Source organism: Paraburkholderia sp. (assembly GCF_050742655.1).
Taxonomy (GTDB): Bacteria; Pseudomonadota; Gammaproteobacteria; order Burkholderiales; family Burkholderiaceae; genus Paraburkholderia.
Window position 1 is genome coordinate 119,580 of sequence record NZ_JBOIGG010000017.1, and the last position, 16,989, is coordinate 136,568.

Genomic DNA, 16,989 nt, shown 5'->3' on the forward strand with positions numbered 1-16,989 from the left:
GCTCATGAAAAATCCGTTGAACTCACTGTTCGGCCGGATGGCGCTGCTGTCCACCGTCGTGCTGCTCGCCGTGCAGGCAGGCTGGTTCGTGCTGGTCGTGCGGCAGCCGCCACGTCACGAGATCGACGGCTTCGCGCGCGGCATGCTGCTGGTGCTGCATGCCGCGAACGGCGAATCGTCAAGCGGTGCGGAACTCGCGCCCGCGCTGCGCGTGCATCTCGTGCCCACCTGGAACATGCCGGGCGCGGTACATCTGCGCACGCCGATCCAGCCTCCGCTCGTCGAGCTGCGTCAGCATCTGCTCGACAATCTGCCGGCCGGCACGCAGATCGTCGCTGACGACGCGCGGCCGCCGCGCATCTGGGTGCGCTTCCCCGACAAGCCAATGTGGATCGTCGCGCCGGTCGATCTTCCACCGCAGCCACGCTTCCTGGTCGAGGCGGGCTCGATGCTGGTCGCCGCGCTGATCCTGTCGCTCCTGGCGGCATGGCAGATGCAGCGGCCGCTGTCGCGTGTCGCGGACACAGCCCGCGCGTTCGGCGACGGCGGGCGGCCCGAGCCGATCGACGAGCAGGGGCCGCGCGAACTGCGCGACCTGATCGGTTCGTTTAACGGAATGATGCGACGCCTGAATGAAGCCGACGACGATCAGGCCGTGATGCTCGCGGGCGTCGCGCACGATCTGAAGGCGCCGCTCACGCGCTTGAAGCTGCGCGCGAGCGTGCTCGCCGCGGAGAAAGACCGGTCGGATTTCATCCGTGACATCGACTCGCTGACGAACATCGTCCAGCAGTTCCTCGAGTTCGCCGGCCAGGCTGCCGACGCGGGACCGCCTGTCGAAGTGGAGACATTCCTGCGCGAGCAGTTCTCGGGAGGCGAGGCGCTCGACGACGAACCGCTCTTCGCGCTCGATCTGCGGGCCGGGCCAGGTTTCACGCTGCCGCGCACGATGCTCGACCGGCTGATCACCAATCTGGTCGAGAACGCGCTCGAGCACGGCGCGCCGCCGGTCGAGATTTCGACCTCACGCGACGGCCGTCACTGGATCGTCAGCGTGCGCGATCACGGCGACGGTATCGCCGAAGATCGCATCGCCGCTGCGATGAAACCGTTCGTGCGGCTCGACGCGGCCCGCGGCGGCGATGGTCACTGCGGGCTCGGGCTCGCGATCGTTGCGCGGCTCGCCCAGGATCGCGGTGGACGCTGCGAGGTGCGCAACCATCCCGACGGTGGACTGTGGATTCAGCTTGTTTTGCCGGTTGCGCAGGAAGCGCGGCCCGAACGGGGTGGAGCGGAGCGGATCGACGTCAGTGTGAACCGGAACGATCGTATCGATCGAGCGGATGGTCTGCACCATCCGCACCATCCGCAGAAACCGGATCCGCAGGAGCGCGCCAAGGCGCTCGCGTGAGCGCGAAATATTGCTGTTTCTTGCCTCGCGGGGTCGCTTGCTTACCCTGCCTTACCGATGCGCCTCTGCGCGAAAACCCGCAGGTATAGTGCGAGCTGGCTCTGTGAGCCACCCCCTTCGGTCCGCTCGCCCGGCACGGCGACCGGGCCGTTTTTTTTGCGTTTTTTTATGCGGCGCACTGAGCGGCAACGCGTTTGCGACGCTCAGTTGATGAGCCGTGCGTGTAGCAGCCCGACCGTGGCCTGCGACAAACCAAGCCCCGTGGTGAGATAAGCGTTCATCGTGCCGTAGCTCGCCTGCACCTGATCGACGGCCGCCTGCAGGAAGCTCGCCTGCGCGTTGTGTAGCGGCACGGCCGCCGTCGCCGCGGCATCGCCCTGCTGCGCGCGGATCACTGCGAGCGTGGTCTGCGTCGACGCCGCGAGGTACGTGTTCGACAGCAGATAGTCCTGCATCACGACGTCGAACGGGACGTTCGCGATGCTCAGCAGTACCGCCGACACCCATCCCGAAATGTCCTTGCCGTCGTCGCAGTGAAAGAGCTGCGCGCCCGGAGTATTCGCGAGGCGCGTGAGCAGCGTGCCGAAACCCGTACGCTGCGCTTCGCCGCTGACGAAGCTGCGCCACAGCGCTTCCATCATCGCAACCGCGTCCGCGGACGTGGCGGGCAACATCTGCGGCGGCTCGGACGTGCCGTCGATATTGAGGCTGACGTACGCGGCGCCCGCAGGCATCACGTCCGGCGACTGTGCGACCTCGCCTGGCGTGCGCAGGTCGTAGTCGACGGCGATCGTAAGGGTGTCGAGCACCGCCTTGTCGGCCGCATTGGCCGTGAGTGCGCTCGAACGATAGAAGCGGCCGCGCTGCACACGCGCACCGTCGACCGTGACGTAGCCTTCCGCCGCGCCGCCGACATCGCGGAAATTCGCGACCGACGCAAGACGTGGCGTCGGCGCCGCATCGTCTGAGATCGACCCGCCGCAGCCCGCGAGCAGCGTGCCCGTGAACCCGGACAATGCAAGCGCGCCGGTGCCCTTCAGCCACGCGCGCCGGGCCCCGTCCACCTGCAAGGCGGCCGGTTCGCGCGTCGCGATGCTGCGCCGCCGCGTGGCGGACGAGCACAACGAGCGGGCTGTCGCAGTGAGAGTCATGGGTCGAGCCGTCCTGAGTGAGCGCTCGCGCGCAGAGGAAGTCGAGGATCGCATGCAGCGCATACGTAGCGGCAGAGTTTACCGGTATCGCTGCAAAATAAAATTACCGTGCAACATACGGTAAGGAAACTCTCTGGCCGCTCCTGGAGCGGATCGGCACCCGCCTCGCTGGCTGCCGCACCCCGTCTCGCTTCTTTTTTATTCCAACTGGTTATGCGGAATAACGCACCGTAAAATAAGGGCCACCGCGGCACACGCCGCCCCTCGCGCGAGACAGGAGGAGACGAAAAATAATGGGATCGTTCCAGTGGTTCACCGAGTTGACGACCCGCGAGCGGCGCACGCTGTACGCCGGATTCGGCGGTTACGCAGTCGACGCGTTCGACTTCATGATCTACTCGTTCCTGATCCCAACCCTGATCGCCACCTGGGGCATGACGAAAAGCGAAGCCGGCATGATCGCGACCGGCTCGCTGATCTCATCGGCTGTCGGCGGCTGGCTCGCCGGCATTCTAGCCGACCGCTACGGCCGCATCCGCGTCCTGCAGTGGACCATCGCAACCTTCGCGGTGTTCACGTGCCTGTCCGGTTTCACGAATTCGTTCTGGCAATTGCTCACCACACGTACGCTGCAGGGCTTCGGCTTCGGTGGTGAGTGGTCGGTGGTGACGATCATGATGGCCGAGACGATCCGCTCGCCGCAGCATCGCGCGAAAGCGGTCGGCACGGTACAGAGCAGCTGGTCGTTCGGCTGGGGCGCCGCCGCGATCCTGTACTGGGCGTTCTTCGCGCTGCTGCCCGAGCAGTACGCGTGGCGCGCGTGCTTCTGGATCGGACTGCTGCCCGCGCTGTGGATCCTCTACATCCGCCGCAACGTCAGCGATCCGGACATCTATATCGCGACGCGCCGTGCGCGCGACAACGGCCTCGATACATCGCATTTCCTGCAGATCTTTTCGTTCCCGCATCTGAAGACCACGCTGCTCGGCAGCGCGCTGTGCACCGGCATGCTCGGCGGCTACTACGCGATCACGACGTGGCTGCCGACCTACCTCAAAACCGTGCGGCATCTGTCGGTGTTCAACACGAGCGGCTATCTCGTCGTGCTGATCGTCGGGTCGTTCTGCGGGTATATCGTCGGCGCGATCCTGTGCGACCGGATCGGCCGGCGCGCGTCGTTCGTGCTGTTCGCAATCGGCTCGTTCGCGCTCGGCATGGCGTACACGATGCTGCCGATCACCAATGGCGCGATGCTGTTGCTCGGCTTTCCGCTCGGCATCGTCGTGCAGGGGATTTTCGCGGGCGTCGGCGCGTATCTGTCCGAGCTGTATCCGAATGCGATTCGCGGCTCGGGTCAGGGCTTCTGCTACAACCTCGGCCGTGGGCTCGGCTCGTTCTTTCCGATTCTCGTCGGCACGCTGTCGCAGACGACGACGCTTGTGAAATCGATGGGCATCGTCGCGGGCAGCGGCTATCTGCTCGTCATCGTGTCGGCGCTCTGCCTGCCCGAGACGCGCGGCAAATCGCTAGCCGAAGCGCTCGAAGCCACTGAAGCAACGGCCCCCGCTCCCTGACCACCGCCCACGCCATGCAAACGATCGTACTCGGCGGCGGCGTGATCGGCGTCGCCACGGCTTTCTACCTGCGCGAACGCGGCTGCGAAGTGACTGTGATCGAACGCGAGGTCGACGTCGCGCTGTCGACGAGCTTCGGCAACGCCGGCGTGATCGCGCCCGGCTACGTCACGCCGTGGGCCGCGCCCGGCATGCCCACGAAGATCGCGAAATACATGTTCCAGCCCATGTCGCCACTGATCTTCCGGCCCACGTTCGACCCGGCGCAGTGGCGCTGGATCGCGCGCTGGCTGCGCGAATGCGATCTCGCGCGGTTCCGGGTGAACAAACAGCGGATGCAGCGCATCGCGTACTACAGCCGCGCGTGCCTGCATGAGTTCCGCTCGAGCTATCCGTTCGAGTACGGCCGCAGCAAGGGCTATCTGCAACTGTTTCGCAGCGACTACGACGTCGAGCTTGCGCAGCCCTCGCTCGCGGTGCTGCGCGACGGCGGCATCGTGCATCGCGAGGTGAGCGCCGCCGAATGCGTCGCGATCGAGCCGGGCCTGCAGTGGGCACGCCAGACGCCCGTGTCGGGCCTCTACCTGCCCGACGACGAAGCCGGCGACTGCGCGCGCTTCACCCGCGAACTGCGCTCACTGTGCGAGAAGGCCGGCGTGCAGTTCCGTTTTGAGACGCACGTCACCGCGCTCGACGTACAGGGCGGCGCGGTACGCGGCGTGCGGATCGACAGCGCGCGCGGCAAGGAAATGCTCACGGCGGATGCGGTCGTGGTCGCGCTCGGCGTCGACAGCGCGGCGCTGCTCGCGCGGCTCGGCGTGAAGGTGCCGCTCTATCCGGTGAAGGGCTACTCGGCGACGCTGCCCGTGATCGACGACGAGAAAGCGCCGCGCGCCGCGCTGATGGACGAATCGCTGAAGACGGCGATCACGCGCTTCGGCACGAACCTGCGCGTGGCCGGCACGGCCGAACTCGGCAACGGCCGCGCGACGCTGCGTGAACAGGCGTTGCACACGCTGATGAAAGTGCTCGACGACTGGTTTCCGCGTGCGGCAAAACCATCGTCCGCGCACTTCTGGGTTGGGCGCCGGCCGATGACGCCCGACGGTGCGCCGCTGCTCGGGCCATCCGGCATCGGCAATCTGTGGATCAACCTCGGACACGGCTCGACCGGCTGGGCGATGTCGATGGGCTCGGGTCGCGTGGTCGCCGATCTGGTGACGCAGCGCACGCCGGAACTCGATCTCGACGGTCTTACGCTCGCGCGCTACAGGCGCGCGTAAGCAACGATGACGCAAAAAAGAAAAGCCGGGTCGCCCTTCCGGGCGCCCGGCTTTGTACCGCATCGTCTCCACCCGTCCTGCAAGCGTGAACGGCGTGCCGCGTCGAACGACACACCGTCGTGACAACTGAAGTGACGACTATACGATAACCCGCGCCGTTCAGCGCGGCAGGTCGGAATGGCCCATCAGGTACGCATCGACCGACCGCGCGCATTGACGGCCTTCGCGGATCGCCCACACGACGAGCGACTGGCCGCGGCGCATGTCGCCCGCCGCGAACACCTTGTCGACCGACGTGTAGTAAGCCTTGTCGCCTTCGGTCGCCGCGCGCACGTTGCCGCGCGCATCCTTGTCGACACCGAACGCTTCGAGCACCGGCAACACCGGCTGCGTGAAGCCCATCGCGAGCAGCACGAGATCGGCCTTCATGTCGAACTCCGAGCCCGGCACTTCCTGCATCTTGCCGTCCTTCCATTCGACGCGCACGGCCACCAGCTTCTCGACCTTGCCGTTCTTGCCTTCGAAGCGCTTGGTCGCCACGGCCCAGTCGCGCTCGCAACCTTCCTCGTGCGACGACGACGTGCGCAGCTTGATCGGCCAGTACGGCCAGACGAGCGGCTTGTTCTCTTCTTCCGGCGGCTGCGGCAGCAGTTCGAACTGCGTGACGTCCTTCGCACCGTGACGATTCGACGTGCCGACGCAGTCGGAACCCGTATCGCCGCCGCCGATCACGATCACGTGCTTGCCCTTCGCAAGCAGCTGATCGACGACCTTGTCGCCCGCGTTGATCTTGTTCTGCTGCGGCAGGAACTCCATCGCGTAGTGAATGCCCGCGAGTTCGCGGCCCGGTACCGGCAGGTCGCGCGGCGTTTCCGAACCGCCGGAGATCACGACCGCGTCGAACTGCTCTTTGAGCTCGTCGGGCGTGACGGTTTCCTTCGCGGTGTTGCCGATGTGCGCGGGCAACGGTTCGCGGCCGACGAACACGTTCGGGCGGAACGTCACGCCTTCCGCTTCCATCTGACGCATGCGGCGGTCGATCAGCCACTTCTCGAGCTTGAAGTCAGGGATGCCGTAACGCAGCAGGCCGCCGATCCGGTCGTTCTTCTCGAACACCGTCACGTCGTGGCCCGCGCGCGCGAGTTGCTGTGCGGCCGCGAGGCCCGCCGGGCCGGAACCGACCACGGCGACCTTCTTGCCGGTCTTGTGCTTCGGCGGCAGCGGCGCGACCCAGCCTTCGGTCCAGGCCTTGTCGATGATCGCATGCTCGATCGACTTGATGCCGACCGGGTCGTCGTTGATGCCGAGCGTGCACGCCGCTTCGCACGGCGCCGGGCAGATGCGGCCCGTGAACTCGGGGAAGTTGTTGGTCGAGTGCAGCACCTCGATCGCGTTCTTCCAGTCCTGATGGAACACCAGGTCGTTGAAGTCCGGGATGATGTTGTTCACCGGGCAGCCGTTGTTGCAGAACGGAATGCCGCAGTCCATGCAGCGTGCGCCCTGGATCTTCGCTTCGTCGTCGGTCAGTGCCGACACGAATTCCTTGTAGTGCTTCACACGCGTGAGCGGAGCTTCGTACGCCTCGTGGCGGCGTTCGAACTCGAGAAAGCCGGTTGCCTTGCCCATGTGGTTCTCGTGTCTATCGGTATTCGGTGAGGGGAGCGTCGCCCGCCGCATTTGCTGCAGCGGGCTGCTTCGTCGTTTTCGTCGTCGCGTCGCGGGTATGAATCAGGCCGCCAGCACTTCCTTGCTGGCCTTCTTCGCGCCCAGTTCGCCGAGCGCGCGACGGTATTCGGTCGGGAATACCTTCACGAACTGGCGCCGCGCCGCATCCCAGTTTTCAAGCAACGCTTTCGCACGCGTCGAGCCCGTGAACTGGAAGTGACGTTCGATGAGCCCCTTCAGCAGCGCCTCGTCGGTCTGGCCGCCGTGCCACAGCGCGGGTTCGACCGTGCGTTCCTGTTCCGCCTGCTGCAGGACCGGATCGAGTGCGACCATCGCCTTGTTGCACTTCGCCGCAAACGTGTTGTCCGGGTCGTACACGTACGCTAGGCCGCCCGACATGCCGGCCGCGAAGTTGCGCCCCGTCTCGCCGAGCACGACGACCGTGCCACCCGTCATGTATTCGCAGCCGTGGTCGCCGGTGCCTTCGACGACCGCCGTCGCACCCGAGTTACGCACGCAGAAGCGTTCGCCCGCAACACCGCGCAGGAACGCTTCGCCTTCGATCGCGCCGTACATCACCGTGTTGCCGCAGATGATGTTTTCTTCGGACTTGCCGCGGAAATCGTTGGTCGGACGGATGATGATGCGGCCGCCCGACAGCCCCTTGCCGACGTAGTCGTTGCCATCGCCGACGAGATCGAGCGTGATGCCCTTAGCCAGGAACGCACCGAAGCTCTGACCCGCCGTGCCCTTCAGCTGGATGTGGATCGTGTCGTCGGGCAGCCCGTCGTGGCCGTACTTCTTCGCGACCATGCCGGACAGCATCGCGCCGACCGTGCGGTTCACGTTACGCACCGGCTGGATGAACGACACATGCTCGCCCTTGTCGATCGCGACCTTCGCCTTCTCGATCAGCGTGTGATCGAGCGCGCGCTCGAGGCCGTGATCCTGCGAGTCGACGTGCAGACGCGCGACGTCCGCCGGCACCTGCGGCAGGTAGAACACGCGCGAGAAGTCGAGACCCTTCGCCTTCCAGTGCTCGACGCCCTTCTTCGTGTCGAGCAGATCCGCGCGGCCAATCAGATCGTCGAACTTGCGGATGCCGAGCTGCGCCATGATTTCGCGCACTTCTTCAGCGATGAAGAAGAAGAAGTTGACGACGTGTTCCGGCTGGCCCTGGAATTTCGTGCGCAGCACCGGGTCCTGCGTCGCAACGCCGACCGGGCACGTGTTCAGATGGCACTTGCGCATCATGATGCAGCCCTGGACGACGAGCGGTGCCGTGGCAAAACCGAATTCGTCGGCGCCGAGCAGCGCGCCGATCACGACGTCGCGGCCGGTCTTCATCTGGCCGTCGGCCTGCACGCGGATGCGGCCGCGCAAGCGGTTCAGCACGAGCGTCTGCTGCGTTTCGGCGAGACCGAGCTCCCACGGCGTGCCCGCGTGCTTCAGCGACGACAGCGGCGATGCGCCGGTGCCGCCGTCGTGGCCCGCGATCACGACGTGATCGGCCTTCGCCTTCGCGACCCCGGCCGCCACCGTGCCGACGCCCACTTCCGACACCAGCTTCACCGAGATGCTCGCCACAGGATTCACGTTCTTCAGATCGTGGATCAACTGCGCGAGATCTTCGATCGAATAGATGTCGTGGTGCGGCGGCGGCGAGATCAGGCCGACACCCGGCACCGAGTAACGCAGCTTGCCGATGTACTCGGACACCTTGTGACCCGGCAGCTGGCCGCCTTCGCCCGGCTTCGCGCCCTGCGCCATCTTGATCTGGATCTGGTCGGCCGACGCGAGGTACTGAGCCGTGACGCCGAAGCGGCCCGACGCGACCTGCTTGATCTTCGAGCGCAGCGAATCGCCGTCCTTCAGCGGAATGTCGCGCATGATCTCGTCGCCGATCACCGACTTCAGCGTGTCGCCGTTCTTGATCGGAATGCCGCGCAGTTCGTTGCGATAACGGTTCTCGTCCTCGCCGCCTTCGCCGGTGTTCGACTTGCCGCCGATCCGGTTCATCGCGATCGCGAGCGTGGTGTGCGCCTCGGTGCTGATCGAGCCGAGCGACATCGCGCCCGTCGCGAAACGCTTGACGATGTCCTTCGCCGACTCGACGTCGTCGAGCGGAATCGCCTTCATCGGGTCGACCTTGAACTCGAACAGGCCGCGGAAGGTCATGTGACGCTTCGTCTGATCGTTGATCAGATGCGCGTATTCCTTGTACGTCTGATATGAGTTGCTGCGCGCCGAATGCTGCAGCTTCGCGATCGCGTCGGGCGTCCACATGTGATCTTCGCCGCGCACGCGGTACGCGTACTCGCCGCCCGCGTCGAGCATGTTCGCGAGGACCGGGTTGTCGCCGAACGCATCGCGATGCAGACGGATCGCTTCTTCGGCGACGTCGAACAGACCAATCCCACCGACTTTCGACGCCGTGCCCTTGAAGTACTTCGCGACGAGATCTTCGGCGAGGCCGACCGCTTCGAAGATCTGCGCGCCGGTGTACGACATGTAGGTCGAAATGCCCATCTTCGACATGACCTTCTGCAGGCCCTTGCCGACCGCCTTCGTGAAGTTGTAGATCGCCTTGTCGGCCGACAGGTCGCCCTTCAGGCCAGCTGCGAACTGCGCGAGCGTTTCCAGCGCGAGGTACGGATGCACGGCTTCGGCGCCGTAGCCCGCCAGCAGCGCGAAGTGGTGCGTTTCACGAGCCGAGCCGGTTTCGACGACGAGACCCGCGCTCGTGCGCAGACCGTGCTGCACGAGATGCGTATGGATCGCAGCGGTAGCCAGCAGCGCCGGGATCGCGACGTTGTCGCGGTCGGTCTTGCGGTCCGACACGATCAGCATGTTGTAGCCGGACTTCACCGCGTCGACGGCTTCGGCGCACAGCGACGCGAGACGCGCCTCGATGCCTTCCTTGCCCCACGCGACCGGGTAGCAGATGTTCAGCTCGTACGAGCTGAACTTGCCGCCGGTGTATTGATCGATCGCGCGGATCTTCGCGATGTCCCTGAAGTCGAGCACCGGCTGCGACACTTCGAGGCGCATCGGCGGGTTGATGTTGTTCGTGTCGAGCAGGTTCGGCTTCGGGCCGACGAACGACACGAGCGACATCACCATGTTTTCACGGATCGGGTCGATCGGCGGGTTCGTCACCTGCGCGAACAGCTGCTTGAAGTAGTGGTACAGCGTCTTGTTCTTGTTCGACATCACCGCGAGCGGCGAGTCGTTGCCCATGGAGCCGACCGCTTCCTCGCCCGCCTGCGCCATCGGCGCCATCAGGAACTTGAGGTCTTCCTGCGTGTAGCCGAACGCCTGCTGGCGATCGAGCAGCGCGGCCGCTTCGCGGCGTTCCGTGACGACGTCTTCGGCCTTCGGCTCGATCTCGTCGAGCTTGATCCGCACCGCGTCGATCCAGCTCTTGTACGGCTTCGCGTTCGCGAGGTTGTCCTTCAGTTCCTTGTCGTCGATGATGCGGCCGTGATCCATGTCGATCAGGAACATCTTGCCCGGCTGCAGGCGCCACTTCTTGACGATCTTCGATTCGGGAATGGGCAGCGTGCCCGCTTCCGACGCCATGATGACCAGGTCGTCATCCGTGATGATGTAGCGCGCCGGACGCAGACCGTTACGGTCGAGCGTCGCGCCGATCTGCCGGCCGTCGGTGAACGCGATCGCGGCGGGGCCGTCCCACGGCTCCATCATCGCGGCGTGGTACTCGTAGAACGCGCGGCGATTGTCGTCCATCAGCGTGTGCTGCTCCCACGCTTCGGGGATCATCATCATCACCGCGTGCACGAGCGGGTAGCCGGCCATCACGAGCAGTTCGAGACAGTTGTCGAACGATGCGGTGTCGGACTGGCCCGGATAGATCAGCGGCCACAGCTTCGGCAGATCGTCGCCGAGCACGTGGCTCGCGATCGCGCCGGTCCGCGCGTTCAGCCAGTTGACGTTGCCCTTCACCGTGTTGATCTCGCCGTTGTGCGCGATCATCCGGTACGGGTGAGCCAGTTCCCACGCCGGGAACGTGTTGGTCGAGAAGCGCTGGTGCACGAGCGCGAGCGCCGACACGACGCGCTCGTCCTGCAGGTCGCGGTAATACACGCCGACCTGACCCGCGAGCAGCAGCCCCTTGTAGACGACCGTGCGCGCCGAGCACGACGGCACGAAATATTCCTTGCCGTGCTTGAGCTTCAGCGCCTGGATGCGGTGACTCGCGGTCTTGCGGATCACGTACAGCTTCCGCTCGAGCGCGTCGGTCACCATGATGTCCTTGCCGCGGCCGATGAAGATCTGGCGGATCAGCGGCTCGCTCGCCTTCACCGTCGGCGAGATCGGCATCGCGTGATCGACCGGCACGTCGCGCCAGCCCAGCACGACCTGGCCTTCGGCCTTCACCGTGCGCTCCAGCTCCTGTTCGCATGCGAGCCGGGACGCATGTTCCTTCGGCAGGAAGATCATGCCGACGCCGTACTCACCGTTCGGCGGCAGCGTGACGCCCTGCTTCGCCATCTCTTCGCGATAGAAGCCGTCCGGAATCTGGATCAGGATGCCCGCGCCGTCGCCCATCAACGGATCTGCGCCGACCGCGCCGCGGTGATCGAGATTCTCCAGGATCTTCAGGCCTTGCTGAATGATCTCGTGGCTTTTCTTGCCCTTGATGTGAGCGACGAAGCCGACGCCGCAGGCGTCGTGTTCGTTTTGCGGGTCGTACAGACCTTGGGCGGCGGGCACCGAGGACGTCGGTTGCAGGGGGTCGTTCATGGGGACACCGTCTGAAAGAGGCCGGGGCGGCCGTTAAAACCAATTGTTGTTTTCGCCATCTGCCGTGCCGGGTGTGCAGCCGCGCGGGCGATCGGGCTTCCGGCGTCGTGTGCCGGGGAACCGCCGGAATTCGGAATATACGCGACGAATCAAGGGAATAGCAAATAAAACGTGATGCTCTGACACCTATTATCGTGTTGGTGCACGATCCTCACATTTAAAAGGTTCCATATCAAAATAGTGCAAAAGAAAACGGCATCGATGGATGCCGATTCGGGGGCGCCGTGGCCTGAGGCCTGAAACCGCTATCTAGCGCGTTTGCGGCGTTTCCCGCACCTTGCGCGGCCGGCCGCGCGGCAGCGGCGACACGCGCCGGTTCGCGGCACGCGCCGCCCACTCGCGATACGAATCGCCGCCCAATACCCAGCCCTTCAACGTCGCCTGCTGCAGCTGGCTGGCTTCGCGCTCGTCGAGCGGCTGCTCGCACAGCTCGCGATACGCGCGCTGCCGTTCGAACGGCGTATTGCCGAGCGACCAGTACAGCGGGTGATCGGTGATGAGGCTGTCGAGCGTGAGTCCGATGTGATGCCGGTAACTGGACCAGCGATAGTCCTCGGGCACGGTGACCAGTTGCGTGCGTACGGGACACAGCTCGACCACGCGACTCGCGAGCAGGAAGTAACGCTCGCCCTCGATCACCGTCGCGCGATAGCGACCTTCCCACAACGTGCCACGGCGCGCATAGCGACGATTGAAATGCGCGACGTAGCGACGGCCGACGGCCTGCATCGCCTTGGGGAGACTCGATTCGTCGGCGGGCGTGACGAGCAGTTGCACCGCGCCAGGCATCAACGCATACGCGTGAATGGAAAGACGGTGATCGCGTGAAGCCGCTTTCAGACAATCGATAAAGAGCTCGTAATCCTGGTCGTCGACGAATGCGGGCTGCTGGTCGAGTCCGCGCAGAATCACGTGCTGCGGCTGGTCAGGAACATAAAGACGTGCAAGCCGTGCCATGCTGGATTATCCAATAGTCGCGTTGGTATATACCCGAAGGTCCGAAGAGCCGCGTGCGCGTTGGGTTCGGCGCCGCGCGGCTGAGCCGGAAGCCGCCTGGCGCTTAGGGAAAAGGCTCTAACTGCAGCGTATGGTTTGTTTCAAACGTTGTGGTCATAATGAGCGGGCTTTTTCAGGAGGAGCACAATGAAATTAAAACAGGCCATAACGGGGATCGCAGCGCTCGCCTGCGTAACGGCAGCCCATGCGCAATCTGCCGGCAGCATTTATCTCACGACAGGTTGGTTCCATTTCGCACCCCAGGACAGCAGCGACCCACTGAAAATACTCTCGGTCGGGGGCACACCCGTCAACATCAGCGAGCCCGGTACCGGCGCAGGCATTGACTCGTCCGACACGCTCGGTTTCAGCGCTGGCTACTTCATCACCGACCACATTGCCGCGGAAGCGGAACTCGGCATTCCGCCGAAATTCGACCTCACCGGCAAGGGCTCTTTCTCGCAGTTCGGCACGCTCGGCTCGGCGAAGCAGTGGAGCCCGGCAGTACTGGTCAAGTATCACTTCTTCGATGCTCAGGCTAGATTCCGTCCGTACGTGGGGATCGGCGCGACGTATGTCTGGTTCACCGACGCCAAGATCACCAACACCAGTTTCGAACAAGGCGTTCTGCATGGTCCGACCTCCGTTACGACAGATCGTTCCTGGGCTCCGGTGTTTAACGTCGGTTTCAATTACGCGCTCACCAAGCACTGGTTTGCCGGCTTTTCCGTGTCCTACATTCCGGTCAGCGTGACGGCGACCTTGCACACGTCGGGTGCGACGCCCGTCGGCGGAAGCGCGGTCTCGCAAGCGAAGATCAAGCTCAATCCGATCGTCACGTACCTGAAGCTGGGCTACATCTTCTAGCACGGCTGGACACACCGGACCTCGCGGCCTGTTGCAGTAAAACGCCGTCACATCGTGGCGGCGTTTTGTTTTTCTGGATTCTATGCCTATGCGGCGGGCATCGCATGCACGTGAAACGCATTGTAATTTTGACCAGCACGGCCGCCGTCGCTGAAAAATCTGCTTGCTGCCCGGCGTGCGCGGGTTCCATTCATGCGTTTGAACGGCCGCGTTCGCAGGCGTCGGCAGGATCGCCGCAGGCGGGCACCGAAGTTGCGGCGTGACGGGTTCCTCAACGGAATCCCGCGGGAGACTCGGGCTTTCTCATTCTCTTCCACCGACGGAGCGACCATGACTGCACTACCGAACACGCGAGAAGCCATCGGCGAATCCTGGGCCACGACTGGAAGACGCGCACGCCGCATCGCCCGTCACAGCCGCCATGCCGCGGAAGATGTCGCCGGCGAGCTACGCACGCTGATGGCGGAACTCGAAGAAACCCTGGCCGACGGCACGCAGGCCGACGCGGTGGTCCTGCGCGAACAGATGCGCAAGCGACTCGACTCGGCGCGCGCGCGTCTGCAGGAAACTCGCGAAGCGGTCCGCGAGCGCGCCGAAATCGCACTCGCCGATGCGGACGACTACGTGCACGAGAACCCGTGGCGGACGATCGCGATCGTCGGTGGCCTTGCGCTGCTGACGGGCGCATTGCTGGCGCGTTCGCGTTAGGCGACGTGGTACCGCTACGTCGCTACGTCGCTGTATCGCTTATCGCTGCGATAGCCGACAGTGGGCGAACCACCATCGCTGTCCAGCCCACGCGTAGCGTCGCCGCGATACAACCGCGGCGCCAACGCTACGTGCCGTCGACGACGAACAGCCGCTGATACTCCTTCAGCGCGTACCGGTCGGTCATACCGGCAATGTAGTGCGCGACGAGCCGCTGCTGCGCGTCCGGCTGCGTAGCCTGGTAGGCCGGCGGCAACAGGCGCGGATCGGTGGTGAACGCTTCGAACAGCCCCGCGATCACGCGCCGCGCCTTGCTCGCCATCCGCATCACGCGATAGTGGCGATACAGATTCGCGAACAGAAAGCGCTTGAGCGCCGTGGCCTGCGCGGCCACGGCCTCGCTGTGCGCGACGAGCGGCGGCGCTGCGCGCACGTCGTCGAGCGAGGCCGGCGCGTGGTGCTGCAGATTGCGCGTTGTCGTGTCGATCAGATCGACGATCAGCGTATTGATGATGCGTCGCACCGTTTCATGCACCAGCCGGCGTCCTTCGATGAGCGGATAATCCGCGCGCGCCGCGTCGTAGTGCTGCTTCCACAGTTCAACCTCGGCGAGCTGGTCGATCGTGAGAAGCCCCGAGCGCAAACCGTCGTCGACGTCGTGATTGTTGTACGCGATTTCGTCGGCAAGATTCGCGATCTGCGCTTCGATCGACGGTTGCTGGCCAAGCAGGAAGCGTTCGCCCAGCTCGCCGAGTCGGCGGGCGTTCTCGCGCGAGCAGTGTTTGAGGATACCTTCGCGCGTCTCGAAGCACAGGTTCAGCCCGTCGAACGCGCCGTAGTGTTCTTCGAGTTCGTCGACGACCGCGAGGCTCTGCAGGTTGTGCTCAAACCCGCCGTGCTCGCGCATGCACTCGTTGAGTTCATCCTGGCCCGCATGGCCAAACGGCGTATGGCCGAGATCGTGCGCAAGGGAAATGGCTTCGACGAGATCTTCGTTGACGCGCAGGTTGCGCGCAACCGACCGCGCGATCTGCGCGACCTCGAGACTGTGCGTGAGACGCGTGCGGAACAGGTCGCCCTCGTGATTCACGAAGACCTGCGTCTTGTATTCGAGCCGGCGAAATGCGGTGGAATGCACGATGCGGTCGCGATCCCGCTGGAACTCGGTGCGGGCCGCGGGAGCGTTTTCCGGATAGCGACGCCCGCGAGACAGCGACGAATGCGCCGCATACGGCGCGAGATGCGCCTCAAGCGCGGCGACGGTGGGTCGCGGCGGCGGCACCGAGCTGCTGCGCGTGGCACTGTCGTTCGTCGGTTGGTCGCTGCGCGTATCGCTCACCAGTTTCTCCGCAAGAGGATCGTCACCGCCTGGAGCGCTTCGGGTCCGGCGCGCCGCTGCGCGCGGCCCGTCCGGACTAGACGGATGCCGCGAGCGTCGCCTGGACGGCGTCGTCCGGAGCAGGCGCGATCAGCGTGTCGCCGAACCGTTTCAGCAGGATGAATTTGATCTGCCCGGCTTCCGCTTTCTTGTCGACCCGCATCAGATCGACATAGCGGTTCGCGCCGAGCGCGGGTGCGCGGGTGGGCAACCGGGCAGCCGAGATCACGTCGACGAGCCGCCGACGCGACGCTTCGTCGAGATGGCCGAGCCGCACCGACAGATCCGCGGCCATCGCCATCCCGCAGCCGACCGCTTCGCCGTGCAGCCATTCGCCGTAGCCAAGGCCGGCTTCGATCGCGTGCCCGAACGTGTGGCCGAAATTCAGGATCGCGCGCAGGCCGCCTTCGCGCTCGTCCGCGGCGACGACCGATGCCTTGATCTCGCACGAACGCTTCACCGCATGCACGAGCGCTTCGGGTTCGCAGCGGTTCAGCGCATCGACGTTCGCTTCGATCCAGTCGAAAAACGCCGCATCGGCAATCGCGCCGGTCTTGATCACTTCGGCGACGCCCGCGGCCAGCTCGCGCGCGGGCAAGGTTTGCAGCACGCCGATATCGGCGATGACTGCTTGCGGCTGATAGAACGCGCCGATCATGTTCTTGCCGAGCGGATGATTGATGCCGGTCTTGCCGCCCACCGACGAATCGACCTGCGACAGCAATGTGGTCGGCACCTGGATGAACGGCACGCCGCGCATGTAGCAAGCGGCCGCGAAACCGGTCATGTCGCCGATCACGCCGCCGCCCAGCGCGATCAGCGTGGTCTTGCGGTCGGCGCGCGCACCGAGCAGCGCGTCGAAGATCTGGTTCAGCGTTTCCCAGTTCTTGTACACCTCGCCGTCGGGCAGCACGACCGTCGACACCTGTTTGCCGAGCGGCGCCAGCGCGCGCCGGAGCGCGTCGCCGTACAGCGGATCGACGGTGGTGTTGGTGACGATCGTCACCGACGCGCCGGCGATATGCGGCGCGAAAAGCGCCGTCTGGCCGATCAGATCGGCGCCGATGTGGATGGGGTAGGCGCGCTCGCCCAGCTCGACGTTAACGGTGATCATGCCGTAATCATGGGG

11 protein-coding genes are annotated in these 16,989 nt (G+C 64.9%); 5 read left to right on the forward strand and 6 right to left on the reverse strand.

The window, feature by feature from the left end; genetic code table 11:
* Nucleotides 1-4 precede the first annotated feature (4 nt).
* Complete coding sequence (locus tag ACREXZ_RS22900; protein WP_431766400.1) at nucleotides 5-1,411, forward strand: ATP-binding protein; 1,407 nt, start codon at nucleotides 5-7, stop codon at nucleotides 1,409-1,411.
* Nucleotides 1,412-1,614: 203 nt separating this feature from the next.
* Here the strand turns inward: ACREXZ_RS22900 and ACREXZ_RS22905 are convergent, their stop codons facing one another.
* The gene (locus ACREXZ_RS22905; protein ID WP_431766401.1) at nucleotides 1,615-2,562 is read right to left on the reverse strand and encodes a tyrosine-protein phosphatase; all 948 of its coding nucleotides are present in this window, start codon (nucleotides 2,560-2,562) and stop codon (nucleotides 1,615-1,617) included.
* A 293-nt stretch (nucleotides 2,563-2,855) separates the two neighbouring features.
* Here ACREXZ_RS22905 and ACREXZ_RS22910 point away from each other — a divergent pair, with 293 nt between their 5' ends.
* Both ACREXZ_RS22910 and ACREXZ_RS22915 read left to right on the forward strand, forming a co-directional pair.
* Complete coding sequence (locus ACREXZ_RS22910; RefSeq protein WP_431766402.1) at nucleotides 2,856-4,136, forward strand: MFS transporter; 1,281 nt, start codon at nucleotides 2,856-2,858, stop codon at nucleotides 4,134-4,136.
* Between the two features lie 14 nt (nucleotides 4,137-4,150).
* Nucleotides 4,151-5,419 carry a D-amino acid dehydrogenase gene (locus tag ACREXZ_RS22915; RefSeq protein ID WP_431766403.1) on the forward strand — a complete coding sequence of 423 codons (1,269 nt, stop codon included), beginning with the start codon at nucleotides 4,151-4,153 and terminating at the stop codon, nucleotides 5,417-5,419.
* Between the two features lie 159 nt (nucleotides 5,420-5,578).
* Here the strand turns inward: ACREXZ_RS22915 and ACREXZ_RS22920 are convergent, their stop codons facing one another.
* From ACREXZ_RS22920 to ACREXZ_RS22930, 3 genes are all read right to left on the reverse strand, one after another.
* The gene (locus ACREXZ_RS22920) at nucleotides 5,579-7,045 is read right to left on the reverse strand and encodes a glutamate synthase subunit beta (protein WP_431766404.1); all 1,467 of its coding nucleotides are present in this window, start codon (nucleotides 7,043-7,045) and stop codon (nucleotides 5,579-5,581) included.
* 102 nt (nucleotides 7,046-7,147) lie between these two features.
* Nucleotides 7,148-11,851: a glutamate synthase-related protein gene (locus ACREXZ_RS22925; RefSeq protein ID WP_431766405.1), complete on the reverse strand. Its 4,704-nt coding sequence runs from the start codon at nucleotides 11,849-11,851 to the stop codon at nucleotides 7,148-7,150.
* Nucleotides 11,852-12,160: 309 nt separating this feature from the next.
* Nucleotides 12,161-12,868: a transposase gene (locus ACREXZ_RS22930; RefSeq protein WP_431766406.1), complete on the reverse strand. Its 708-nt coding sequence runs from the start codon at nucleotides 12,866-12,868 to the stop codon at nucleotides 12,161-12,163.
* A gap of 186 nt (nucleotides 12,869-13,054) precedes the next feature.
* Here ACREXZ_RS22930 and ACREXZ_RS22935 point away from each other — a divergent pair, with 186 nt between their 5' ends.
* Both ACREXZ_RS22935 and ACREXZ_RS22940 read left to right on the forward strand, forming a co-directional pair.
* Nucleotides 13,055-13,774, forward strand: a complete 720-nt coding sequence (locus ACREXZ_RS22935; protein WP_431766407.1) for an OmpW/AlkL family protein — start codon at nucleotides 13,055-13,057, stop codon at nucleotides 13,772-13,774.
* A gap of 330 nt (nucleotides 13,775-14,104) precedes the next feature.
* A complete protein-coding gene (locus ACREXZ_RS22940) occupies nucleotides 14,105-14,482 on the forward strand; it encodes a DUF883 family protein (protein ID WP_431766408.1) in 378 nt (125 codons plus the stop codon).
* 127 nt (nucleotides 14,483-14,609) lie between these two features.
* On the opposite strand, the gene ACREXZ_RS22945 is transcribed toward ACREXZ_RS22940, so the two are convergent.
* Nucleotides 14,610-15,821, reverse strand: coding sequence for a deoxyguanosinetriphosphate triphosphohydrolase (locus ACREXZ_RS22945; protein ID WP_431766409.1), 1,212 nt, complete (start codon nucleotides 15,819-15,821; stop codon nucleotides 14,610-14,612).
* Between the two features lie 76 nt (nucleotides 15,822-15,897).
* Nucleotides 15,898-16,974, reverse strand: coding sequence for a 3-dehydroquinate synthase (gene aroB / locus ACREXZ_RS22950; RefSeq protein ID WP_431766410.1), 1,077 nt, complete (start codon nucleotides 16,972-16,974; stop codon nucleotides 15,898-15,900).
* Between the last annotated feature and the right edge of the window lie 15 nt (nucleotides 16,975-16,989).